The sequence below is a fragment of the Vibrio syngnathi genome (assembly GCF_002119525.1).
Lineage (GTDB): Bacteria > Pseudomonadota > Gammaproteobacteria > Enterobacterales > Vibrionaceae > Vibrio > Vibrio syngnathi.
In genome coordinates this window covers 3,050,514-3,073,633 of the sequence record NZ_CP017916.1, presented here as the reverse complement: position 1 = coordinate 3,073,633, position 23,120 = coordinate 3,050,514, and the positions used below count along the sequence as shown (strand labels likewise).

The 23,120-nt window shown below is 39.1% G+C and carries 21 protein-coding genes; 6 read left to right on the top strand and 15 right to left on the bottom strand.

The window, feature by feature from the left end:
* Nucleotide 1: 1 nt before the first annotated feature.
* Nucleotides 2–676 (top strand): CatB-related O-acetyltransferase, encoded by a 675-nt coding sequence (locus K08M4_RS13940; protein ID WP_012603052.1) that lies wholly within the window; start codon nucleotides 2–4, stop codon nucleotides 674–676.
* A 61-nt stretch (nucleotides 677–737) separates the two neighbouring features.
* Here the strand turns inward: K08M4_RS13940 and lpxM are convergent, their stop codons facing one another.
* Nucleotides 738–1,691, bottom strand: coding sequence for a lauroyl-Kdo(2)-lipid IV(A) myristoyltransferase (gene lpxM, locus K08M4_RS13935; protein ID WP_086050232.1), 954 nt, complete (start codon nucleotides 1,689–1,691; stop codon nucleotides 738–740).
* A 75-nt stretch (nucleotides 1,692–1,766) separates the two neighbouring features.
* On the bottom strand, nucleotides 1,767–2,708 hold the full coding sequence (gene rfaD, locus K08M4_RS13930) for an ADP-glyceromanno-heptose 6-epimerase (RefSeq protein ID WP_041472718.1): 942 nt from the start codon (nucleotides 2,706–2,708) through the stop codon (nucleotides 1,767–1,769).
* Between the two features lie 358 nt (nucleotides 2,709–3,066).
* Here rfaD and rffG point away from each other — a divergent pair, with 358 nt between their 5' ends.
* The 5 genes from rffG (at nucleotide 3,067) to K08M4_RS13905 (ending at nucleotide 7,270) form a co-directional block, all read left to right on the top strand.
* Nucleotides 3,067–4,161, top strand: a complete 1,095-nt coding sequence (gene rffG, locus K08M4_RS13925) for a dTDP-glucose 4,6-dehydratase (protein WP_086050231.1) — start codon at nucleotides 3,067–3,069, stop codon at nucleotides 4,159–4,161.
* Complete coding sequence (gene rfbA, locus K08M4_RS13920) at nucleotides 4,161–5,048, top strand: glucose-1-phosphate thymidylyltransferase RfbA (protein ID WP_086050230.1); 888 nt, start codon at nucleotides 4,161–4,163, stop codon at nucleotides 5,046–5,048. Before rffG ends, rfbA begins: the two co-directional genes overlap by 1 nt.
* Nucleotides 5,048–5,929 (top strand): dTDP-4-dehydrorhamnose reductase, encoded by an 882-nt coding sequence (rfbD, locus tag K08M4_RS13915; protein WP_086050229.1) that lies wholly within the window; start codon nucleotides 5,048–5,050, stop codon nucleotides 5,927–5,929. Before rfbA ends, rfbD begins: the two co-directional genes overlap by 1 nt.
* Nucleotides 5,930–5,933: 4 nt before the next feature.
* Nucleotides 5,934–6,491 (top strand): dTDP-4-dehydrorhamnose 3,5-epimerase, encoded by a 558-nt coding sequence (gene rfbC / locus K08M4_RS13910; RefSeq protein WP_086050228.1) that lies wholly within the window; start codon nucleotides 5,934–5,936, stop codon nucleotides 6,489–6,491.
* A 140-nt stretch (nucleotides 6,492–6,631) separates the two neighbouring features.
* On the top strand, nucleotides 6,632–7,270 hold the full coding sequence (locus K08M4_RS13905) for a TetR/AcrR family transcriptional regulator (RefSeq protein WP_086050227.1): 639 nt from the start codon (nucleotides 6,632–6,634) through the stop codon (nucleotides 7,268–7,270).
* A gap of 294 nt (nucleotides 7,271–7,564) precedes the next feature.
* Here the strand turns inward: K08M4_RS13905 and K08M4_RS13900 are convergent, their stop codons facing one another.
* The 13 genes from K08M4_RS13900 to K08M4_RS13835 all read right to left on the bottom strand — a co-directional run bounded on the left by K08M4_RS13900 (nucleotide 7,565) and on the right by K08M4_RS13835 (nucleotide 22,637).
* Nucleotides 7,565–8,716 (bottom strand): murein hydrolase activator EnvC family protein, encoded by a 1,152-nt coding sequence (locus tag K08M4_RS13900; protein WP_257789242.1) that lies wholly within the window; start codon nucleotides 8,714–8,716, stop codon nucleotides 7,565–7,567.
* A 73-nt stretch (nucleotides 8,717–8,789) separates the two neighbouring features.
* Nucleotides 8,790–9,611, bottom strand: a complete 822-nt coding sequence (cysE, locus tag K08M4_RS13895; RefSeq protein ID WP_052880228.1) for a serine O-acetyltransferase — start codon at nucleotides 9,609–9,611, stop codon at nucleotides 8,790–8,792.
* Between the two features lie 244 nt (nucleotides 9,612–9,855).
* A complete protein-coding gene (gpsA, locus tag K08M4_RS13885; protein ID WP_086050224.1) occupies nucleotides 9,856–10,902 on the bottom strand; it encodes an NAD(P)H-dependent glycerol-3-phosphate dehydrogenase in 1,047 nt (348 codons plus the stop codon).
* A 178-nt stretch (nucleotides 10,903–11,080) separates the two neighbouring features.
* Nucleotides 11,081–11,548 (bottom strand): protein-export chaperone SecB, encoded by a 468-nt coding sequence (secB, locus tag K08M4_RS13880; protein WP_009847959.1) that lies wholly within the window; start codon nucleotides 11,546–11,548, stop codon nucleotides 11,081–11,083.
* Nucleotides 11,549–11,647: 99 nt separating this feature from the next.
* Entirely contained in the window at nucleotides 11,648–12,082 is a 435-nt protein-coding gene (locus tag K08M4_RS13875; protein ID WP_016786319.1) for a rhodanese-like domain-containing protein, read from the bottom strand.
* Between the two features lie 153 nt (nucleotides 12,083–12,235).
* Nucleotides 12,236–13,369 (bottom strand): glycosyltransferase family 4 protein, encoded by a 1,134-nt coding sequence (locus K08M4_RS13870; protein ID WP_086050223.1) that lies wholly within the window; start codon nucleotides 13,367–13,369, stop codon nucleotides 12,236–12,238.
* Nucleotides 13,370–13,376: 7 nt separating this feature from the next.
* Nucleotides 13,377–15,359: a hypothetical protein gene (locus tag K08M4_RS13865; protein WP_086050222.1), complete on the bottom strand. Its 1,983-nt coding sequence runs from the start codon at nucleotides 15,357–15,359 to the stop codon at nucleotides 13,377–13,379.
* Complete coding sequence (locus K08M4_RS13860) at nucleotides 15,359–16,576, bottom strand: glycosyltransferase (RefSeq protein ID WP_198299298.1); 1,218 nt, start codon at nucleotides 16,574–16,576, stop codon at nucleotides 15,359–15,361. The genes K08M4_RS13865 and K08M4_RS13860 overlap by 1 nt, the downstream gene beginning before the upstream one ends.
* A gap of 20 nt (nucleotides 16,577–16,596) precedes the next feature.
* The gene (locus K08M4_RS13855; RefSeq protein WP_086050221.1) at nucleotides 16,597–17,811 is read right to left on the bottom strand and encodes a glycosyltransferase; all 1,215 of its coding nucleotides are present in this window, start codon (nucleotides 17,809–17,811) and stop codon (nucleotides 16,597–16,599) included.
* Entirely contained in the window at nucleotides 17,808–19,757 is a 1,950-nt protein-coding gene (locus K08M4_RS13850; protein ID WP_086050220.1) for an HAD hydrolase-like protein, read from the bottom strand. Before K08M4_RS13850 ends, K08M4_RS13855 begins: the two co-directional genes overlap by 4 nt.
* Nucleotides 19,758–19,763: 6 nt before the next feature.
* The gene (locus K08M4_RS13845; RefSeq protein WP_086050219.1) at nucleotides 19,764–20,666 is read right to left on the bottom strand and encodes a class I SAM-dependent methyltransferase; all 903 of its coding nucleotides are present in this window, start codon (nucleotides 20,664–20,666) and stop codon (nucleotides 19,764–19,766) included.
* On the bottom strand, nucleotides 20,666–21,868 hold the full coding sequence (locus K08M4_RS13840; protein ID WP_086050218.1) for an ABC transporter ATP-binding protein: 1,203 nt from the start codon (nucleotides 21,866–21,868) through the stop codon (nucleotides 20,666–20,668). Before K08M4_RS13840 ends, K08M4_RS13845 begins: the two co-directional genes overlap by 1 nt.
* Nucleotides 21,858–22,637: an ABC transporter permease gene (locus tag K08M4_RS13835; protein WP_086050217.1), complete on the bottom strand. Its 780-nt coding sequence runs from the start codon at nucleotides 22,635–22,637 to the stop codon at nucleotides 21,858–21,860. Before K08M4_RS13835 ends, K08M4_RS13840 begins: the two co-directional genes overlap by 11 nt.
* Nucleotides 22,638–23,120: the final 483 nt, after the last annotated feature.

The window sequence follows — 23,120 nt, the reverse complement described above, 5'->3', positions numbered from 1 at the left end:
TATGAAAAAAATCATACGCAAGATTAAGAAGCTAATATTCATTCGTGATCAAAAAAAACAGAAGAACTTCCTTTCTCGAAAATCAAACTTTACAGACACTCAATTTGAAGGCTGTAACTCTGTAGCAAGTGATTGTGATGTGAATGCTTCATATATTGGCTTCGGTACTTATATTGATACTCATTGTAATATGAACAATGTCAAAATAGGTCGTTTTTGCTCGATTGCTAATAATGTGAAAATTGTCCTAAATAACCACCCGGTCAATGATTATGTGTCGACTCACCCTTGCTTTCATCGAGCAGATCATCGACTGATGCAGAAACAAGGATTGGATTTTAACAAAGGTACTATTTACTCGCATACTAAGTATGTTGAGGAGCATTACCAAGTTGTTGTTGGATCCGATGTTTGGATTGGTGAAGACGTGAAAATATTCCCAGGAGTGGCTATCGGGCATGGTGCAGTGATTGCAACAGGTTCTATTGTGACCAAAGATGTAGAAGCATTCAGTATTGTGGGTGGTGTTCCAGCGAAGGAAATTAAGAAGCGCTTTACTGAAGAGGAAAGAGAAGCTCTTTTAATGGAACAGTGGTGGGAATGGCCACTTGAAAAAATCAAAGAGCATCAAGGTGCCTTTATTAATATCAAAGATTTTAAGTTATTGATTAGTTAGAAACTTCTAACTAATCAATCGAGTCTATATGCCTACGTGTAGGTTTATACCCATATGTAGGTTAATAACCCACATATGGGTCTTGTCCATTCCTGCGTGTTTTTAACAACTTTAAAATCCACATGTACTGCTCAGGTTTCGGATTAACAAAACCTTCAACGACTTCATTCATTGCCCTAGCGTCTTGATGTTCATCGCCGGATAACTCAATGGGCGCTTTGATTTCAATTTCGTACTTACCCGTCTCAATATTATAGCTGGCAAAAGTCGGAACAATCTTCGCTCGGCTTACTTTTGCTAGTTTTCCAAGTCCGGGCAAGGTCGCTTTTTCAGTCGCAAAGAAGTCTGAGAATACACTCTGCTCTGGGCCATGGTCTTGATCTGGCAGGTAATATCCCAAGTAGCCATCTTTGACTGATTTGATAAAAGGCTTAATGCCGCCACTGCGATCATAAACTCGCCCGCCATACTGAACTCTTTGCTTGTGCATGAGCCAATCGGTCAGAGGGTTTTTCTGGCTATTTGCCATCGCAGAAACGGGTAAGCCTCTTGAAGCTAAAAGGATTGCCGGAATGTCGATGCACCAAGAGTGAGGTACGAGCAAAATAGCACTTTGATTGTCTTGCTGTAGCTGCTGTAAGTGTTCTAATCCAATGATTTCTGAGTGCCTTTCAAGCCAGCGTTTACTGCGTAATGATATGGCAGGAAAACCAAGTAAAAAGGCGCCAGCAGTTGTTAGGCAATTGGTTAGAATGGTTTCACGCTCTTGAACAGACTTTTCTGGAAAACAAAGCGCGAGGTTTATACGTGCCTTTTGTACTGAGCCACGTTGCTTCTTCGCCATTTTTGTCGCCACTAATTTTGCTATGGCTACTCGAATCGAGTTTGGCAGCAAAGAAATGGGTAGACATAGGCATAGCCCGAGCCAAGTTCCCCAGTGTTTTGGTGATAAAAACGCACTGATGAATTTAGGATTGTATGCTTTAGGATCGTAGTCGTCGCGTTGAGTTGTCACTGTAAACCTTTAACTGGCGATATATATTGAACAAGCTAACAGTATACCGTTAGCTTGTTTTCAGGAGAGTGTAATCTAGCGATTAACGGACTGCATGTACTCGCTGACACCTTCAGCAACCGATTTAAATTGAACATCGCAACCGGCATTACGCAACTTAGTTAAATCAGCTTGAGTAAACTCTTGGTAAGCACCTTTCAAATGCTCAGGGAATGGGATAGTTTCAATCTCTCCCTTACCGTGATGTTTAATCACCGCTTTTGCGACTTCTTCAAATGATTCGGCATTACCTGTACCTAGGTTGAAGATACCTGATACGCCATTTTTTAAGAACCACAGGTTTACGGCCGCAACATCACCCACATACACAAAATCACGCTTGAAGGTTTCGCTTCCTGCGAATAATTTCGGGTTTTCACCAGCGTTCATTTGATTGTTTAGGTGGAAAGCGACAGAAGCCATGCTGCCTTTGTGCTGTTCACGTGGACCGTAGACATTGAAGTATCGAAACCCAGTGATTTGAGAAAGCGTTTCGTTGTGTGCAGTTGCATCTGCAGTTAAGCGACGCACATAGTTATCAAATTGCTGTTTTGAATAGCCGTATACGTTTAGCGCGCCTTCGTACTGCGGCTCTTCGATAAAGGTATCGGTTTCACCATAAGTGGCAGCAGAAGAAGCATACAAGAACGGAATCTCACGCTCGATACAGTAATGCAGTAACTCTTTAGAGTATTCATAGTTGTTGAGCATCATGTATTTGCCATCCCACTCGGTGGTCGCAGAACATGCACCTTCATGGAAAATAGCCTCAATATGACCGAAATCATCACCAGCCATAACTTGAGTTAGAAAGTCATCACGATCCATGTAATCGGTGATATCTAGGTCAACCAGGTTCTTAAATTTTTTGCCATCTTTTAAGTTGTCGACAACTAGAATATCGTTGTGGCCTGCTTCATTGAGCGCCTTAACAATATTGCTGCCAATCATGCCTGCACCACCAGTTACGATAATCATATTTCTTCCTACTTTTTTGAATACAAACTCACACGAGTATAGCAAGGAACAAACGAAGCGAGCTAGCGGAATAATTCTTTAATTCTAGTGTGATATGATTGTGTTAATCTAGTCATTATTACCTACTCACAACACGATCTTGTCGGTCTTAGTATGAAAGATTCTACGTCTTCGACTTTTTTTGAAGGGCGGCTTACGCGCGACATGAGCGTTGTTTAGTCGCAATTGATTCTGAACTATTTTAGTTGGTGAGCATTTGAGCTGGTATTAACGTATCGAACTATCCTTCGAATAGTAATAAATAGATTTGCAAAATTAGAAGAACTTTTCCTTTGAATTTTAGGGTTTTAGAAATCTCATGAAGATATTAGTTACAGGCGGCGCTGGCTTCATCGGTTCAGCAGTCATTCGTCACATTATAAATAATACATCTTGCAGCGTCGTGAATGTTGATAAGTTGACTTATGCGGGTAACTTAGAGTCTCTTGTTGATGTGGGAGAGCACGAACGCTATGCATTTGAAGCGGTGGATATTTGTAATCGTACTGAGCTAGACCGTATTTTTGAGCAGCATAAGCCTGATGCAGTAATGCACTTGGCTGCTGAATCTCATGTTGACCGTTCGATTGACGGCCCTGCTGCATTTATCGAAACTAATATTGTTGGTACATATACATTACTTGAAGCAACTAGAGCCTATTGGAATGAGCTTTCTGAAAGTGATAAAGCTGCTTTTCGTTTCCACCATATCTCTACTGACGAAGTCTATGGCGACTTAGAAGGTACGGATGACTTGTTTACTGAGACGACGTCGTATGAGCCATCAAGCCCATACTCCGCTTCGAAAGCTTCTTCTGATCATCTGGTCCGAGCTTGGCTACGCACCTATGGTTTACCAACCGTCGTAACTAATTGCTCAAATAACTACGGCCCTTACCACTTCCCTGAAAAATTAATCCCATTGATGATCTTGAATGCTCTCGATGGAAAACCTCTGCCAGTGTATGGCAACGGTATGCAAATCCGTGATTGGCTGTTTGTCGAAGACCACGCACGAGCGTTGTACAAGGTGGTCACTGAAGGTGAGGTAGGTGAAACCTATAATATTGGTGGTCACAATGAAAAAGCAAACATTGATGTAGTAAAAACGATCTGTTCATTACTTGAAGAGTTGGTGCCCAATAAGCCAGAAGGTGTGGGTAACTACCTTGACTTAGTAACTTATGTCACTGATAGACCTGGACATGATGTACGTTATGCAATCGATGCGTCAAAGATCGAACGTGAATTGGGTTGGAAGCCTGAAGAAACTTTCGAATCAGGTATTCGTAAAACAGTCGAGTGGTACTTAGAGAATAAACAATGGTGGTCACGCGTATTAGATGGCTCTTACGCTGGTGAACGCTTAGGTGTTTCTTCAGATTTAGTTGTAAATGGTAAGGTTGATAAGTAATGAAAGGGATTGTTCTTGCTGGAGGCTCAGGCACGCGTTTATATCCACTTACTCGCGGCGTATCAAAACAGCTTTTGCCCATTTACGATAAGCCGATGGTTTTTTACCCCATCTCGACGTTAATGCTTGCTGGTATCAAAGATATTTTGATTATTACGACCCCTGAGGATAACGCTGGTTTTCAACGCTTACTTGGTGATGGCTCAGATTTTGGCATCAACCTTGAGTATGCAATTCAACCAAGCCCTGATGGTTTAGCGCAAGCTTTTATCATAGGTGAAGAGTTTATTGGTGATGACAGTGTTTGTTTGGTGTTAGGGGATAATATCTTCTACGGACAGTCTTTTTCTAGAACGCTACAAAATGCCGCTTCAAAAGAGTCTGGTGCTACTGTTTTTGGCTATCAAGTTAAAGATCCTGAGCGTTTTGGCGTGGTTGAATTTGATGAAAAAATGAAAGCTGTTTCGATTGAAGAAAAGCCTGCAATACCAAAATCTAACTATGCGGTAACCGGTTTGTATTTCTACGATAATCGAGTTGTAGAAATGGCAAAGCAAGTGAAGCCATCTCTTCGAGGTGAGTTGGAAATTACCACTCTCAATGAAATGTATCTAAATGATGGTTCTCTGAATGTGGAACTATTAGGTCGTGGTTTTGCGTGGCTAGATACAGGGACACATGAAAGTCTTCATGAGGCTTCATCTTTTGTTCAAACTATTGAAAATGTACAAGGGCTAAAGGTTGCTTGTTTAGAAGAGATAGCTTGGCGTAATGGTTGGTTAACTGATGAGCAAATGTTAATACTTGCTAAGCCAATGATGAAAAATGAATACGGTCAGTATTTGACTCGTTTAGTCACGGAACTTCAAAAGAAGGCAAAAGCTTAATGCGCGTACTAATTACTGGCTGTAATGGTCAAGTTGGCTCTTGTCTAACTAAACAACTGTCTAACAATGAGAATACATTGGTATTAGCGCTTGATAGAGAGCATCTTGATATTACGAGCCAAGAGTCTGTCAATGCCGTTGTTAGCGAATTTCAACCTACTATTATTATCAATGCAGCGGCGCATACTGCGGTTGATAAAGCTGAAGAGGAAGTTGAGCTTTCTTATGCGATCAATCGTGATGGTCCTAAGTTCTTAGCGCAAGCTGCGCAAAACCTAGGGGCCGCGATTCTACATATTTCGACGGACTATGTTTTTGAAGGCGATAAAGTAGGAGAGTATCTAGAGAGTGATCTCACAAACCCGCAAGGTGTTTACGGTAAAAGTAAGTTAGCTGGTGAAATAGCTGTTACCGAAGCGTGTGATAAACATATCATTCTTCGCACTGCTTGGGTGTTTGGTGAGAATGGCAATAATTTCGTTAAGACCATGCTTCGCTTAGGTGAAAACCGAGATACATTGAGTATCGTGGGTGACCAGTTTGGTGGGCCTACGTATGCAGGTGATATAGCAAGTACCTTGATCAAAATCGCGAACCTCATTAACGAAGGTGATGTGGTGGAATATGGTGTTTATCACTATTCGGGTCTGCCGCATGTGAGTTGGTTTGAATTTGCTGATGCTGTTTTCAATATTGCAGTCGAGCAAGGTGTCATTGCAAGCAAACCGAGCCTCACGAGTATTGCGACCGAACAATATCCCACGCCAGCAAAGCGTCCAAGCAATTCTCAATTGAGTACAGAGAAAATTATGACTCTTCTCGCGGTCGAGCCTAGTGACTGGAAGGCGGCATTAAGCAATATCAAAGCGTACGCAGGATAAAATAATGAAAGTGATAGATACCCGCATAGCTGATGTTAAAATTATAGAACCCCAAGTATTTGGTGACGAGCGCGGTTTTTTCATGGAAACGTGGAACAAAAAACAATTTGAAAAATTAGTCACAGGTAAGCCAACACAATTTGTACAAGATAACCACTCTAAGTCTAAGAAGGGTATTTTACGCGGTTTACATTACCAAACTGAAAATACCCAAGGTAAATTAGTTCGGGTTATTTCGGGAGAGGTATTTGATGTTGCTGTTGATATCCGCAAAGACTCTGCGACCTTTGGTCAATGGGTTGGAGAGATTCTTTCCGCAGAAAATAAGCGTCAAATGTGGGTGCCCGAAGGTTTTGCTCATGGTTTTTATGTGACGAGCGATATGGCTGAGTTTGTTTATAAGTGTACGGACTTTTATAACCCAGATGCGGAAATGTCAATCGCGTGGAATGATCCGGAACTGGGTGTTGAGTGGCCTTTGACTCAAGAGCAATCTATTCAGCTATCGGAGAAAGATAAATGTGCGCTCTCTTTTTCACAGGCTCTAAAATCTATATTGTAATCAATAGACCTAGCTAATTTGAGGGACGATTGATTCCACTCTATTTTCGTCAGAGCTAATTCGACCAGATGTGAACAGGTCGATCTATCTGTTTAGTGGCGATATACTGAACCACTAAACGGATAGGGATCTAATTGCTAATGAAAACACGTGACAAGATTGTTTACGCAGCTCTAGAGCTTTTTAATGAGCATGGCGAGCGTAGTATTACGACCAATCATATTGCTGAACACATCGAAATCAGCCCTGGTAACCTCTATTACCACTTCCGCAACAAACAAGAAATTGTACGTGATATCTTTACTCTCTATTCGACAGAGTTGCTTGAAAGGTTTACTCCGATTCAAGGGCAGCAAGAAAGCCTGACGCTACTAAAGAGCTACTTAGATTCCATCTTCACGTTGATGTGGAAGTATCGATTCTTCTATGCAAATTTGCCTGAAATATTGTCACGTGATGAAAAACTGCACCTTGATTACATGGCCGTTCAAGAAAAGCTGCAAACGAATCTTGTGGATATTATGAGAGCCTTTGTTGAGTTGAACTTGCTCAAAGCAACCGATACAGAAATGAAATCGATGGTGACTTCTCTTCACTTGATCGCATCGGGTTGGTTGGCGTATCAGTCTGCGATGTCTCCAAAAGCTCAAATTACAGAGCAAGTTGTGCATCAAGGAATGTTGCAGATGATCGCCACGGTTAAACCGATTGCAACTACTCAAGGCTTTGAGCAGCTGACATTGTTAGAAGATGGTGTAAGAGCGTTGAACAGCAAATAAAAGCGAAGATGTGGGTAAGCGGTAAGTGGGATTCGGGTAACGAGAGCGGGAAAGCGCAGATTCGAGTGGTGGGATATAAATCGCGACGTCATTCCCTACAGCGAGGAACGAGCGTGATAGGGAATCTTTTTATGTCAGGGCTCGAAAGATGACTCACGGCAATGTGAGATAGAGATTCCAGATATTTCGTCCCTCAATTCTGGAATGACTGAGTTTGATAAATGCGAATTCAGAGATTTTCAGCTCTTTGGGCTTGCTCTTCGCATCTCGGTTACTTATATCTCGTATCTGTTTTTACCTAACTAACCATCTTTTCGGATTTTGAGCTTGGCTGTTTCTACGAATTTCAAAGTACAGCGATGGGCGGGTTTGTCCACCAGTGTCACCTGCGAGAGCAATAGCCTCACCAGCTTTAACCTTGTCACCTTCTTTCTTTAAAAGCGCTTGGTTAAAGCCATACAGTGTCATATCACCTTTACCGTGATCAAGCAGTACCACTAAACCATACCCACGTAAATACTCAGCGAATACGACGGTGCCTGAGTAAACAGACTTTACCTGCTGACCGTATTTCGCTTTGATCACCATACCTTTCCAATTTACCTGGCCGGTTTGGCGTGAGCCGTAGTTATGCAGAACTTTATCTTTGATTGGCCAAGGCAGTTTACCTTTACGTTTGGCTAAGCCATCCATAGGAATAGCATTGCGTCTCTCTCGAGCGGCTTTTTCTGCTTTCGCTATTTCGGCTTTTAGGCGAGTTTCATTGCGTTGAAGTTCGGCTAAGTAATTTTTGTCGCCAGAGATGTTTTTCTTAATACTGCCGACGGTCTTTTTACGCAGTGATTGGGTCTGCGATAGTTTATCGCGCTTTGCTACCTGTTGTTTTAACAGTGTTGCTATTTGTTCTTGCTCAAGTTGGCGTTGCTTATGGCTTTCTTCTAACTCAAGTTGAGTTTGTTCGATCGTTTTGATTGTGGCAGAGCGTACTTTGGCGAGGTGTTGGTAATAGTGACTGATGCGGTCTTCTTCAACGCCAGTATTTAGGATGTGAGAAGAGGCTTTGGCTCTGCTGGTCATGTAGTAAGTCTGAATCAGCTGCTCTAACTTATCGGTATGGGCTTTTTTCTGTGCTGTAAGCGCTTTAATCTTATTATCTAAGCTAGCAACATTAGCATTGGCGGTATTGAGTTGTTTTTTACTTGTTTTAATGGCTTTTTCAAGCAAGGAGATAGAGAGCTCTTGTTGCTTGAGGTTTGCTTGTAAATTGTCGAGCTTCTTCTGTTGTGAGGATAGTGTTTTTTGTTGACGAGATATCTCACTCGACACACCTTTCAGCTCCCCTTTCGATGCGGCAAGTGGCGATGTTGAGAAGAAAACAGCGCAAAGGCTGGCTGATATCAAAAGAACAGTGCTAATTACTTGGACTGGTTTCATCATTATCGTCATGTTGCTCTTATTAGTTTTCAGCATCTGCTCTTAAGTCTTTCGTATCTCGGCTCATCGAACCTAGAATCAGCTCTTATATTCCATCACCATGAATGAAATTTTGCGAGCGACCATTGAAGCCTTGGTCCATATCTAAAGATGGTTTATCTGTTTTCGGTTTTCCGACAATTTTTGCAGGAACGCCTGCGACTGTTGTATGAGGTGGTACGGCTTGTAGTACAACAGAGCAAGACCCAATCTTCGCGCCTTCACCTACTTCAATGTTGCCGAGTATTTTAGCACCGGCCCCAATCATCACACCTTCGCGAATCTTAGGGTGACGATCGCCGCCTTCTTTACCGGTACCACCAAGGGTCACGTCTTGAAGGATCGATACATCATTTTCGACGATAGCAGTTTCACCAATCACGATACCAGTGGCGTGGTCGAGCATGATAGCTTTACCGATACGAGCCGCTGGGTGAATATCAACTTGGCAAGCAACTGAAATTTGGTTTTGTAGGTAAGTAGCAAGTGCGATACGCCCTTGTTTCCACAACCAATTAGCTACTCGGTAACCTTGCAGAGCGTGGTAGCCTTTCAGATAAAGTAGAGGCATCGAGTACATTTCGACCGCAGGATCTCGATTTACCGTTGCGCAAATATCACAAGCAGCAGCATCAATAATCGATTGATCTTGCTTAAATGCTTGCTCAACTACTTCACGGACTGCCATTGCTGGCATTGAAGCTGTCTTTAACTTGTTTGCTAGGATGTAGCTAAGGGCAGCGCCTAAACTTTCATGGTTGATAATCGTTGCATGGTAAAAACTCGCTAGCATAGGCTCTTGCTCAGACTGCTGTCGAGCTTCTTTCACAATGCATTGCCAAACTTTTTGTTGTTCACAGTGTTTCATTTTTCCATCCATTCCTTTAAACCAGATACGCGTAGCGAGATGAGAGATACGAAAAGCTTAGAAAAACCAATTAGCGTAAATGAGATTCCAGATACTTTGTTCCTCAATTCTGGAATGACGAACATTATATTAACGTTATCTTCAAGAGTGAGGAGCGAGTTGGAGAACTTTGTTTGAGTCATTTACTTTATGCTATTCGCATCTTGATTCCCCGTACCTCTAACTCTCTTCGTATCTGCTCTTACTATCTTTCTGACTTTTTGTCTCTAGCAAGCAGATCTTGTGCTGCTAGGTGTGCATCTTTCCCTTGATACAACACTTGATAAATCTGTTCAACAATGGGCATTTCAACGCCCATACGTTCTGATAGTAACCAAACTTCTTTGGTGTTGCGATAACCTTCCACTACTTGGCCAATTTCTTCTTGTGCTGTATCTACATCTTTACCTGCGCCAAGTGCCAAACCAAAGCGACGGTTACGTGATTGGTTATCAGTACAGGTTAGCACTAGGTCACCCAATCCAGCCATGCCCATGAAGGTTTCTGGTTGCGCACCAAGAGCTGCGCCTAATCGGCTCATCTCAGCTAAGCCGCGAGTGATGAGTGCAGTACGTGCATTGGCACCAAAGCCAATACCATCCGACATGCCTGCGCCAATTGCGATAACATTCTTCACCGCACCTCCAAGTTGCATGCCAATAAAATCTGAATTTGCGTACACACGGAACGTTTTGCCACAGTGAATTTTTTCTTGAAGTTGCTCAAGGAATTCTGCATCAGGGGAAGCCACAGAGATAGCCGTTGGCATGCCCATCGCTAACTCTTTGGCGAAGGTAGGCCCTGATAGAACCGCTAACGAGTAACCATCACCCAGTACACCGTGCGCGACATCTTTAAGCAGGCGGCCTGTTTCTGGCTCTAAGCCTTTGGTTGCCCAACAGATGCGAGAGTTCTCTGTTAAGTGAGGCTTAAGGCTATTTAAAACAATACCAAACACGTGGCTAGGGACGACAACAAGAAGATCACGACTTGCTGTTACTGCCTTCTCAAGATCCGACTCGATGATTAGGCTTTCTGGGAAGTCGATATTTGGTAGAAACTCATTATTTGCGCGCTCGGATTCGAGGCGAGCCATGTGAACAGGATCATGCCCCCACAGAACAACGTTTGCACCGTTTCGCGCTAGAGATATAGCTAAAGATGTTCCGTAAGAACCTGCGCCAATGACTGTCATGGCGATCTCTTTGCCGTAAGCGTTTGTCGAGATTGTCGGGCGAGTTGTTTCTGTCATGCTTCCACCTAAAAATAATGAGGGAAATCGAAGAGTCTTGGAAAAGCTATCCACTAAAATCAGAGGAGCTTTCAATTTTAGTACAGTGTAAAGAAAAAATGCACATCGCAGAAGTTGCGATGTGCATTTAAAAGCTAACTAGCGCTTGAATCGTTAGAGTTAAGCTCTATTTTGAGACTTAAGCTTGTTCGCCTTCAGCTTGTTGAGCTTGGTTTTGTAGGTAGTTCATGAACAAAGCATCAAAGTTAACTGGTGCTAGGTTCAGTTGTGGGAACGTACCTTTAACCACTAGGCTAGAAATTGTTTCACGAGCGTATGGGAACAGGATGTTCGGGCAGAATGCACCTAGGCAATGAGCCAGTTGGCCTGCTTCCATTTCGCTTGCAGAGAAGATGCCGCCTTGTTGAACTTCACAAAGGAATGCAGTGTCTTCTGCGTTTTTAACCGTGACCGTTAGACGTAGGATTACTTCGTACACGCCTTCGCCAAGTTCACGACTTTGAGTGTCTAGGTCCAGTTTTACATCTGGGTTCCACTCTTTTTGAAACATGTCTGGAGAGTTTGGCGCTTCGAAAGATACGTCTTTTAGGAAGATACGTTGGATTGCGAAGTTCTGTTGTGCGTCTTGTTGTGCTGCTTCAGCCATTTTCTTGTCCTTAAAAATTTATAATTAGGTTTCGTTCGCCATCTCTGTTGAACAAAACCTTAAAGTCATATTCGTTTAGTTAGGTCAGCTTACCTTTAACTACTTTTTACCTTTCACCAAAGGTAGGTTAGCTTCGCTCCAAGCCACTAAGCCGCTTTTCAGCACGCTTACGTTTTCGAAACCAGCTTTAACCAGTAGGTTAGCGCTTTCTTGAGCTGTTTGACCTGTCTTACATACTACGATGATTGGGTCTGCTTTGTGGCTTTCAAGGCTACCAAAGCTATTTGCTTTGATATCTGACGGCAAAATGTGAACTGCGTCAGTAATATGGCCCTTTTTGAACTCATCTTTAGTTCGAATATCAACCACAACACCGTTTTCACGGTTAATCATGTGTGTGGTTTGCGCTGCCGTGATCTCTTTGTAAGCTGCGTTTGATGTCTTGATAACGTTCGCAATGATGGCAACAACCAAGCCGATCCATACGATGGCTAAAATCATATTCTCTTGAACAAATGGAACTAACTCTTGCATATCTTGAACTCTTATTCGTTATTGGGCGAAAAATTATAGGGTAGGAGTATAGCGAGGTTTTAAGTGCAGTGCACATCTGTAAACCATTGACCTTTGCTAAAGTCATTTTTAAAATGATATGCAACATCGAGCGCCTTAAAGTCGCTGGGAAGGTTACGAGTCATACAGGCGGTCATAAACTTCTCTCGTCCTTCTAAAAACTATTTCTTGTGAGAATTCGGTCTCTACTTTTTTTCGCGCATTGTAAGCGATAGCACGAGCATTATCATCATCAAGTATAACTGCTTTTATACAATGTTTTAGGCTGCTTACATCTCCAGGTTTGGCTAACAACCCGGTAACATTATGCTCAACTAGTTCTCTACAACCTGGTACATTTGTAGTTATAATAGGACGCTGGCAAGAAGCACCTTCTATTAGTATTCTCGGAACACCCTCACCATACACCGTTGGTAAGCAAATGATGTGGCTGGATTTGATTAAATCAGGCATATCTTTGACGTTACCTAGCCATTTAATGTGACCATCTTTATTCCATTGATTGATTTCTTCCATGGGTATGGCTGATGTGACGTCCAGATCTATAATTCCTGCAACTAGTAACTTTATAGGAATACCTTCTTGTTTTAATTGCTTGCAAGCGTTTATAAGAATGCGAAGGCCTTTGTCTTCAAGCAGGCGAGCTGCAAACAAAATATTTAGACAAGGTGTATGTTGGCTCTTATCAAATAGAGACAGGTCAATCCCTGCACCTTTAATAACTATACCATTAGAGTGCTTTAATATGTTTTTTTTCTCGAAAAAGGCATAGTCCTCACTATTTTCAAATATGAACATACTATGGTCTGTTGATACAAGTTTATATAGTGACTGTATGGCTTTTCTGATAAATCTGAATTTCTTGTTTTCAGAGCTAAATACGGCACCAAGTCCAGTGATGCTATATACTATTTTTTTTCTAAATATTATTCTGTTAATCAAACCCACATAAATGTTGGGTTTGATTGTGATGCAATGAATTATGTCCGGTTCAATGTCAGACAATATTTTTTTTAATTGTATGGTAGTTTTAATCTCTCTTAATACATTCAAACTGTTCCGTTTAAACTCTAAGTTATAGCACTGCATACCTTCGTATGAAAGTTCATCAAGTATTTTATTCTTTGTAAACGAAGTTATAATATGAATATCATAACCTAAACTCTGAAAGTATCTAGCACGATCGATCCAATGAAGTTTAAAATACCAGTCAACATTAATTATAAAAACAAGTTTTTTATTATTCATTCGTTTCTCAAAAAAATCGGGTTTTGATTCGAAAAATTAGTTTCACGGCTCTTAGTATAGCGATAAGGATATTTTTCTTTAACGGCGAAATTCCCTCAATCATTTTAATACTTTGAACCCATTTATGTGCTCTGAAGAAAGTGATTAGCTCTTTTCTACTTTGATTAATTAACAACGATGTAAATATTTCATAATAAGTTGGGACTTGACTAGATGAGCTGAACTCTCCTAGACCAAACATTTCATTATGATGAAGATTGGATCGAGCAATAATTAAATTTTTTCCTGGGCTACGAGTAATGTTTTCAAGTGCACGCCTTGCTACGGGGCGAAACTCTCTAGAATGTAATACGTACTTTTCAATATTCCTTGGCCAAAATTCAATATTTTCAATAATCCCTTTTTGAAAAATTAAGGAGTAATCGAAGTAGGTTTTGTTTTCATCATCAGAAACTATTTTTTCTGCGATGACCATATCTCCGTTCTCTTTATAACCAATTACAGACCCATTTGGGGAGTTAAAGAGCATTTCGTAGATAGTAGCATCTTCAAGTAGCATCGAATCTGAATTGTCTATGTTTAGGTCAAAACAATACCCATTCTTTTTAGAATTAGATTCTTGATTGTTAATGAATTTATGAAGCCCTAAGTAAAAACCAATAAAATCAATGTCTGGAAATATTCGACAAATGTTATCTTGTATAGTCCCCCTCCAACCTATATCGATAAGAGCAACTTTTTTACTATTGTTAAATTTTGAACCAAGATATTTTTTTATCAACATTCTTTGCTTTAAACAATGTGATTCGATTATGTGACAAAACTCGCTGTCTTCAAATAATCGCGAGATAACCTTATTATCCTTTAAACCACTATATTCGAAATTAGCGTCAATTTTATGCCTTTCCAATATGTGTTCGACCAGTTTTACTTGAATATTGAGTGAACTCAGCATCGTCTTTATAGACTGTGTTTTGAATAACGACCACATTCTTTGCATTTGTTCTGTAGTTACTTCGGTAATTGTTGGCGAAAATGTTGCCATTCGACTAACTTCAATTACTTCGATAGTTGGTAATTGCTTACCAAAGAAGAAGCCTGTTGGAAATAGGCGCTTCCAACAGTCATAAAAAAACTCTCCCTCTCTAGTGCAAAAGCCTATGAAATCTATTTCGTTTTCAATTGCTTGCTCTGCAATGTCTAAAAGAAACCCAACCATTAATGGAGTAAGGGGCTCGACGAGACTATTCTCTGCGTTAGTTTGCTGTATTGAGCTTGATAATAAGTGCTTTAACAAAGAATCGCGTGAATGCCAATGGTATTCGTTTATTATTCTCTTTCTGGATTCCTCATCTGGCCAAAAATGAATCGAATTAATACCAAGAGACTTGGGTGCCGTAAAATCAGAGAATTCATGGTCCCCAATATGTGTATGATTATTGCTTGTGATATTCAATTTATTCTGGACTAACTCAAATAATTTCTTGGACCTTTTGTTAGTACCCATTTCACAAGAGCTAAAACCGGTATCAATAAGTGTATTGATATTGTTGCTAGCTAATATTTTTGATATGGACTTAGAATCCATGTAGAAGTCTGAAATGAAAACAGTAAAATCCCGCTCAATTTTAGATATTTCTTGAAGTATTGTAGAGTCTAGATAAGTATACTTTTTCTCGTAGTTAATCTCTATCTCAATCAGTAAACTTGCTAACTTACCTACATCATCTAGGTCTGTAACATCTATGAGTAACTGTTCAAATACATCTTGAATTGCATACTCACCATTTAGTGTTGAATTATTCTTCACCAGTTGTGCTTCGATAGAGATACGCTTTTGATAAAGTTTATTTTTACATTTATACTCATCATAAATCAGAGAGCGATACATGCATAATAATACATTCATAGTGTAGAGTTTAGGATACTCCGGATATACTTCGCGACGTATTAAGGTGTCCCAAACATCTAATGAAAGTAGTTTCGTCATTATTTTACATCTCTTTTTTGAGAAAGGACTTCAAAAATTGCTTGGCATTGCTTGATTATAGATTTTATGTGTATTGGTATGTGATGAGATGATTTTTTCACAAACATAACAAATGCAGTACTTCTTCGTTTTGATAATTTGGCGCTTGTTGAAGTGCGATAAGTTGTGAGATGAAAGTCATTTATTTCTTTAATATCATTACTAACAGAGTTGCTGTTAGGCTGTATTAGTATTCCTTTTATCCATTCGGAGAATTTTTTTGATGAATAATCCCAACTAGGCCAAGAGTCAGCAGTGATCAAGGCTCCGTCTTTTAACGCGTTTAGCTTATCGACATCTTCTTGCAGTTCTCGGATAAAACGAACAACTTCATCAACGTTATTATCTTCAATTACACGTGCATTGAAATTGTTTATGATATATTCGTCGTGACCTGAGACATTGAATACTATAGCTGTACCACCGCAGTGAAACATTTCTAAGGGTGGACCAAACATACCTTCAACCGTACTTAATTTAATGATCACATCGCATTGTTTATATATATTAGCTGTTTCTGACATTGGAATCTGAGAAAACACTTTACTGACTCCAGGTAACCACTTTATAGGGCTGCCTGTTAAAACCCATATATCACGAACATTAGCTTGTTTTGCAAGCTTTATAGCTAGCGCTGTATTTTTAAATGGCACACCAAAATGCCCTTCAACTAATACTCGAAAGCCAGTTCTTTCCCTCTTATTGGTATTGTTATAAATGTCTTTTCTAATACCGTTTTTTACTAATGAAGCATTTTGACCGAATTGTTGTTTTAGAAAACCTTGAATCCAAGTTGCCTCCGTAACCATATGAACAGGAAGCTTGTATGTTGCATCAACATATTGCCTTAATGCAGTTTGCTCAGAAGAGTAGAACTTAGACTCTATAGACTGTATAAAATACCCAAAGTGTTGAGAATTAAATTCGTGAAGGTGAACCGCTGTCTTCCACCAAGTCGCAATAACTAGATCGTACTTTTCTAATTTTGCATCATCAAAGGAAACACAGTTTAACTGGCTTAATTTATCATGCCACTTTAAGGTTTTTTCATTGAAGCTCGACTGTATAGCTATGAATACGTTATAACCTTGCTCTCTAAGATAAGAGGCATGTTGAATTATTACATAAGTTCCACCGCTTATCCCAATCGAGCCGACCAAAAAACAAATCTTTTTCAAAACGCTTCCTTAAGCTTTAATTACCTATTTAATAAGGGATGTAGGTAGTTTCTTACCTTCGTTAATAAGTTGAATAAGTTCGGTGTACTTAGACGCATTCTTTGTATTAATGCAGCTTTTATCCCTAGTGTAATGACCTGTCCTTGAGGTACAGCGATATGAGCCTCATATGTTGAAAACATTAAGTCTGCTTTAACTGAAATTTGGTCGATATTTTGGTCAAACTTAGTTTCAGTTAATATTTTTTGACAAGAAAGCTCGAACTGTTGGGAGCTTTCCTGCCATGTAGGCCAATCTTTAGCTGTTTCAAGAGCATTCGTTTTTAATGAAGCTAATAGTGAGCGATTTTCTACAAGTTGATTTATCTTATCTACAATATCATTATTATCTCTATTGTAACTTACTAACCCATTTACGCCATGTTCAATATATTCATCATAACCAGTTACGTCATATGAGATTGAAGTACCTCCGCAATGGTAGCACTCAAGTGGAGGGCCAAACATCCCTTCCACTGTTGATAACTTGACTATGGCATCACAAGAAGAATATATTTCACCTACTTTTGACATCGGGATCTTGCTGAATAGTCGATCAACTCCTTCGTAAGCGCCTATGGGGGACGATGTGAGAAGCCATACTTCATCTGCATTTGACTGATTTGCTAAAGTAATTGCTAGCTCTGTATTTTTAAACGATACATTTAATGGTCCCTCAACAAGGACTTTAAACTTATTCTCGTCTCGTTTTTCTACGGGGTTAATTTGAGTATTAAAGAACTCTTTTCTTATCCCATTTTTTACAAGTTGTACATCGCGCTTATATTGGTCTGATAAATAATTAGCAATCCACGTCGCTTCAGTTATTATGTCTAGTTCTAAAGAGTATGTTTGTTCTATTAGGTTGCGTAGAACCACATCTTCTTCTGGATAAAATTTAGACTCAATAGACTGAACAAAATAGGCATATCGAGATGAAGTTATTCTCTTTAAGTAAAAGACTGTACGCCACCACGTAGCAAAAGTTAACTCAAAATGCTCATTAGTCACCTCGTCATACGTTTTCCAGTTGAGTGAATTAGCACCCTCAAACCAAGCTATATCTTTATCTGACACTGGTAATTCAGTAACAATCGTTATTTCATTGCCAAATTTACTTAAGCGAGTCGCATGTTCTAAAATAACATTTGTGCCACCGCTTATATCTGGACTCCATACTAAGAAACAAATTTTCATTTTTTACTCATTATTGATTTTTTAAACATAAAGTAAGGGTATTTTAAGAATCCACAGCGGTTATTCTTAAAACCTAATGGTTTCCACCATTCTCGGCCTACAGTATGCTTAGGGTTGGATACTAAAGATTTTATATAAGTTAATCGGTTTGATGAACCCGCATCAAAAGACGAAAACTCAAAGACTCCAAAGTTTTCATAGTGCTCTAATTTAGCAAAGCTGTTCATTTCGGAGGTCTTTGGTAGAAATACAGATTTCTCATAAACGGGCTTCAAAATTGCTTCAATTTCAGAAATACTGAGTGCATTATTGTTTTTCATATAAATCAACTCCTCTAGTAATTTTCTTAAATTAAGCTGTAAAGGTCTAATATGTTTAGAGAATATTTTTAGTTCAGCTTCGTTTTCTTCTAATATGCCAAATTTAGGCGCGGAGGTGTATTCGATTAAACTTCCGTGCGACGCCGAGCAAAATACCTCGTAAGAAGCTCTGAATTCATTGTATACTGAATCTAAGTTTTCTTCATTTGCCATTTCATGAAACAATAAGCCATGCTTATTGTTTTCACTTGTGCTATGAGCACCTCTTAATATACCGCAATAATAACCCGTTACTGGTCTATTTAAGGCGGAGTGAATATTATCTTGAATGCTCCCTTTCCAACCGACATCAACCAGATACAAATCCTCCTTTCCGACAAGCTTGTCAACGTAAGACTCTAGGTATTGTCTACGATTTTTTCTTTCTTCTTCGTAAACTTTTTTAAAACTCTTACTTTCAAGCAATTGAAGCAATGCTGCGCTATTTTTGAAGTCTGTCTGTGGAATCGTAAAATTAATATGTTTTAGATCACTTTCCAGTTCAGGTAGAAAGTCAGCGAGCCCTAAACTATCAATAAAAACGTTTAATGACATGTCAGAGTATTGGTTTAGAAGCTTACTAAAGTCTTCGTCTTTCAAAGGGCGCAATGATGGGAGGTATGTTCCCCTGCGAGATGCATACATGTAATGAGTTTTAATTCCTGCAATAGGATAGCTTTCATTATAAATATCAAAAATTTCTTTTAAAAACTCGCCTTCTCTGGCTAAAAAAATCACATTCTTAGCTTGGTCTTGAATTAAACGATTATGTAATTTGGCAATGAATATAAATAATGGAATTGCCATCCAGTAGAAATCAAACTCTTTAGCCCTTAGAGTCTTGAGAAGATTTTTTTTAACCTTCGGATTATGCTTGGCAATTTTCAACGATTTTTCATAGTGAGAGAAATCTCTTGGGATGTGTAATGCGTGTATATCGCGCATTCTTGACATGTCTACATCGCTATGAATATTGTCACCAATCATATATGCCGATGTTGGCTTTATATTTCTTTCTTTCAGAATTGCATCGTAAAGGTTTCCACTTCTTTTAGTTTTTAGAAAATCTGCAGATGTGAAATACTCGTCGATTAAATGACTGATACAGTGATGCTTAGCTAGCTCTTGGATAAAGTCCGCATCCATATAAAAGTCAGATATTATATATATTTTTGTGTTGTTTTTTTTGTTTTTTTCAAAAAAGCGCACAACATCCTTATTCAGATGTTGCACGTTTTTCTCGATATCAAGCTCAATTTTCTTTGAGAGACTTAAGAATAGCTCTTTAGATAAGTTAAGAGATAGATTAGTACGTAATATATTGAGCATGAGCGCTAATAATTCATTGTACTTGAATTCAAGCTCACCTGATTTATCAAGGTTAGACTGACAAATAGCAGCTTCACATTTTATTCTAATATCATACAACTGCTGTGTGTCAATATCTAAATTAAAGATGTCAATAATTTTTGAACACCAGCGCATCTTTACTTCTTCCGGGTGGCAGTTTCGCGAAACTACCGTGTCGAAAAAGTCAGATAGTAAATATTCAATACTATCTGATAGAGTTGTTTTATCAATGTTCATCGTAAATCACTTTTTTTCTGCGTTTATGGATTTTATCTTAAAAAGCTCAAGCTCAAGCTCATTAACTTTGCTTTGAAGTTCGATTACTCTCTTTGAATATGCGGATTCCATTTCATTGATTATAACTTCCCTTTCTAATGCAATGTTTTCAGCATGTTTCATTGAGTTGATAAATGGTATTAGTTGTTCTTCATCGTATTCCACTAGAGATTGGGATAAATAAATTTTATTTTCAGATGCTAATTCAAACCTATGATTAGAGCAGATGAATAAAAACGAACCATGACTGGTTGAGTAATTATCATTTAACACTTCATTATCTGTGTTACTTGGATTTTCTTCTGTGATTGGCCTGAAATATGAAACCAGTTCACGCGTCATTTTTCCAATGTAAACATATTTAAAATTTATCTTTAGAAGACTGTTTAACCTTTCAAAGTCGAAGCGTGTAATATGGTATGGGTTTTCGCCATAAACAGAGTGACACTTTTGATCATATTCAGCAGTAGGGACGCTACCAATGAAAAAACCATCATCTTTTAGAACTCTCTTTATTTCACTCAGCGCTAAGTTGGGTTCTTCTAGGTGCTCTAGAGTTTCCATCGATATAAATGTATCAATGCTATTGTCCGGCTCAGGTAACTCAAAAATACTGCCTAACTTGAATTTAACCTTATTATCTGTGGTGGAAAAATTCGATTTGGCTACTTTTATAGCTTCTTGAGATATATCCACGCCAATGTAACTTACAACATTGCTATTTGATGCTACCAATCTTGATGCGTAGCCTATGCCACATGCGCAGTCTAATACTCTTCCTGAAATAAATGAAGAAAAGTGATTATATCTTGCAACATGCTCATCAAAGAGAAAGTTCTTTTGGATAAGTTCTGAGCTCATTCGTTCCATTATTTAATCTCCTCCAGACTCCAAGTGTGCTTTATGTCATACAAACCAACAGTCTTAAATGTATCTTTAACGCTGAACTCACATACAGGTATTAGTTCTGATATTATTTGTATCCCATCGCTATCATTTACCGCAACTCTCCAGTTGTATACCCCTGCTAGCAGTTCAAGGTTAGGGAATGTTACTCGCACTCTACCCGTTGCTATGTTTTTCTTTATATCTGCGTTTTGCATTTCAGTAGTTGTCCCGCAAACGTAAACGTTATCTTTTCGATATAGGTTAAATACAAAGCAAAGCTCACCGATGAGGTTGATATCAGAACAGGTATAGTCGAATTGTAATGTGACAGAGTTGCCGGTTTCAATTTCATCAACTGACTCATTGTCTTTGTTAAGCAGTAGAGGATTTGTTATATCTACCAATTTGTTTGCATTGGATTCAACATCAGCAGGCTTCAGATTTTGACTATCCATATTTTGTAAGTCCTGAAGGTAGTATGCTACACCTTCATCAGCCTCCCCAAAAAACACTTGCTTTCCTTGTTTTAAGTAGAGAACTTTGTCGCATATATTTCTAACTTGATAATCATCATGGGATACAAACAAGATTGTACACCCTGTATTACGAATTTCTTTGAACTTATCCAAACATTTTCGTTGAAAACGTGAATCACCGACTGCCAAAATTTCATCCACAATTAATATTTCTGGCTCCACATGAATGGCCGTTGAGAATGCTAGTCTGGCGAACATCCCGCTAGAATACGTTTTTACTGGCTGGTTTATGAACTCGCCAATATCAGCAAAGTCAACAATATCCTGTAAAACATTATCAGTTTCTTTCCTAGACAGACCCATTAAGGTGGCATTGAGATAAATGTTCTCCAGCCCTGTGAATTCAGGATTAAATCCGGCGCCGAGTTCTAATAAGGCTGAGACTCGACCGTCAACAACAGCCGTCCCTTTGGAGGGGGTTAAAGTTCCGCAAATTAGTTGTAATAACGTAGATTTGCCTGAACCATTTACACCTATAATACCAACCGTCTCTCCCTTATGAATCTCGATATTTACGTTTTCAATGGCAGTATGTTGCTCGTAATTTTTCCTGATTCCTAGCAGTTGTTTTAGGCGCTCGAGAGGATTGCTAAACATAAGGAAACTTTTATTCAACCCTTGAGTTTTAATTACTGTTCTATAAGACATCAGAGAACCCCTTTTTCGTTAGCTTGAACCATTTACTAGATGCAATGTATAAAATAATGCTTATAGTTGAATATAAAAGGTAACCTTTCATATCAAAAAGCGTTCCATGAAGGATTACATTTCTGAGGTTCTCTATAACATAAGTTATTGGGTTCAAGTACATCACCCATTGATAGCTTTCTGGCACTGCATCTATTGAATAAAAGACAGGGGACATAAACAGCATTACAGATATGACTATCGACATCATGTGTGCCACATCTCTTATGTAAACAGATAGAGATGATAGGAATAGAATGAGTGCGTATGAAAGGATTGCGAATGGCAAGAATACTATTGGTGCCAAAACAGTTGTTGCTTGGAGCGGCGTGCTAGACAAAAGCAAGAATATAAAAAATACGATTAGCCCCATAGTGAATTGAAATAGGGAAGATAATAAGGCTACCCAACATAGAGACTCCAACGGGAATACTACTTTTTTTACATAGTTAGCATTGCTTTGAATTAGTGATGTAGCTCTTCCGATACATTCAGCCATATATGCGTGTATAATTAATCCAAGGAACATGACTAAACTATAGTTTGCCTGAACTTCACCTCCCCATTTAGCTTTAAATACAAAACCAAAAACAAAAGTGTAGATAAGAAGCATGAATATTGGAAAAACGATAACCCAAACCAGTCCTAATGTTGAATTTTTGTATCTATTTTCAATGTCTCTTTTGGTTAGTGAAGCGATGAGTCTTAGGTTGTTTTTAAGAACTTTCATCTAGTGGAGCCCTCTTGCGTAACATCAAATCGGTATAGATATAGGCCGCGCATTCTATCCTATGTGAAAAACAAAATACAGGGATTGTGGTGCTATATCGACTTTGTTGCGTAATTAAATGACACTAAGCTCATTTCCTACAATTTGGTCAGTTACACCCACCACTTCATGTGGTTTATATCTAAGCCCCGTTATAAAATAACCAATACTCGTTAGCGGTGGTCTATAACCTTTTGGTTGTTCAATAAGCAGTGATTGGTAGAGTGCAAAGTAAACAGAGAGTTCGCTTTAAATCTAGTCAAATGAGTAGCTTAGCTTTGAAACTACGCTCTGGTGAAGTGAGTGCTATATATGAAATTAAGGGTATCTCAAAGATTCATCGACTCGATATTAGGGTTAGCCCATGCTCCTTTAAGTTGTCCTAACTCCATTTGTACTAGCCAAAGAGCCAAGTAAATTGATGGCTCATTTTGGGAGGAGGGT

What these genes read in the sequence shown, in the direction of transcription:
- K08M4_RS13835 (WP_086050217.1), bottom strand. Translation starts at nt 22,637, where the DNA reads ATGAAAGTTCTTAAAAACAACCTAAGACTCATCGCTTCACTAACCAAA.
- gpsA (WP_086050224.1), bottom strand. Translation starts at nt 10,902, where the DNA reads ATGACAGAAACAACTCGCCCGACAATCTCGACAAACGCTTACGGCAAA.
- secB (WP_009847959.1), bottom strand. Translation starts at nt 11,548, where the DNA reads ATGGCTGAAGCAGCACAACAAGACGCACAACAGAACTTCGCAATCCAA.
- K08M4_RS13855 (WP_086050221.1), bottom strand. Translation starts at nt 17,811, where the DNA reads ATGAAAATTTGTTTCTTAGTATGGAGTCCAGATATAAGCGGTGGCACA.
- rfbD (WP_086050229.1), top strand. Translation starts at nt 5,048, where the DNA reads ATGCGCGTACTAATTACTGGCTGTAATGGTCAAGTTGGCTCTTGTCTA.
- rfbA (WP_086050230.1), top strand. Translation starts at nt 4,161, where the DNA reads ATGAAAGGGATTGTTCTTGCTGGAGGCTCAGGCACGCGTTTATATCCA.
- cysE (WP_052880228.1), bottom strand. Translation starts at nt 9,611, where the DNA reads ATGAAACACTGTGAACAACAAAAAGTTTGGCAATGCATTGTGAAAGAA.
- K08M4_RS13900 (WP_257789242.1), bottom strand. Translation starts at nt 8,716, where the DNA reads ATGACGATAATGATGAAACCAGTCCAAGTAATTAGCACTGTTCTTTTG.
- K08M4_RS13840 (WP_086050218.1), bottom strand. Translation starts at nt 21,868, where the DNA reads ATGTCTTATAGAACAGTAATTAAAACTCAAGGGTTGAATAAAAGTTTC.
- K08M4_RS13870 (WP_086050223.1), bottom strand. Translation starts at nt 13,369, where the DNA reads ATGAATAATAAAAAACTTGTTTTTATAATTAATGTTGACTGGTATTTT.
- rfbC (WP_086050228.1), top strand. Translation starts at nt 5,934, where the DNA reads ATGAAAGTGATAGATACCCGCATAGCTGATGTTAAAATTATAGAACCC.
- K08M4_RS13940 (WP_012603052.1), top strand. Translation starts at nt 2, where the DNA reads ATGAAAAAAATCATACGCAAGATTAAGAAGCTAATATTCATTCGTGAT.
- K08M4_RS13850 (WP_086050220.1), bottom strand. Translation starts at nt 19,757, where the DNA reads ATGAACATTGATAAAACAACTCTATCAGATAGTATTGAATATTTACTA.
- K08M4_RS13845 (WP_086050219.1), bottom strand. Translation starts at nt 20,666, where the DNA reads ATGGAACGAATGAGCTCAGAACTTATCCAAAAGAACTTTCTCTTTGAT.
- rffG (WP_086050231.1), top strand. Translation starts at nt 3,067, where the DNA reads ATGAAGATATTAGTTACAGGCGGCGCTGGCTTCATCGGTTCAGCAGTC.
- K08M4_RS13905 (WP_086050227.1), top strand. Translation starts at nt 6,632, where the DNA reads ATGAAAACACGTGACAAGATTGTTTACGCAGCTCTAGAGCTTTTTAAT.
- rfaD (WP_041472718.1), bottom strand. Translation starts at nt 2,708, where the DNA reads ATGATTATCGTAACTGGTGGTGCAGGCATGATTGGCAGCAATATTGTT.
- K08M4_RS13865 (WP_086050222.1), bottom strand. Translation starts at nt 15,359, where the DNA reads ATGACGAAACTACTTTCATTAGATGTTTGGGACACCTTAATACGTCGC.
- K08M4_RS13875 (WP_016786319.1), bottom strand. Translation starts at nt 12,082, where the DNA reads ATGCAAGAGTTAGTTCCATTTGTTCAAGAGAATATGATTTTAGCCATC.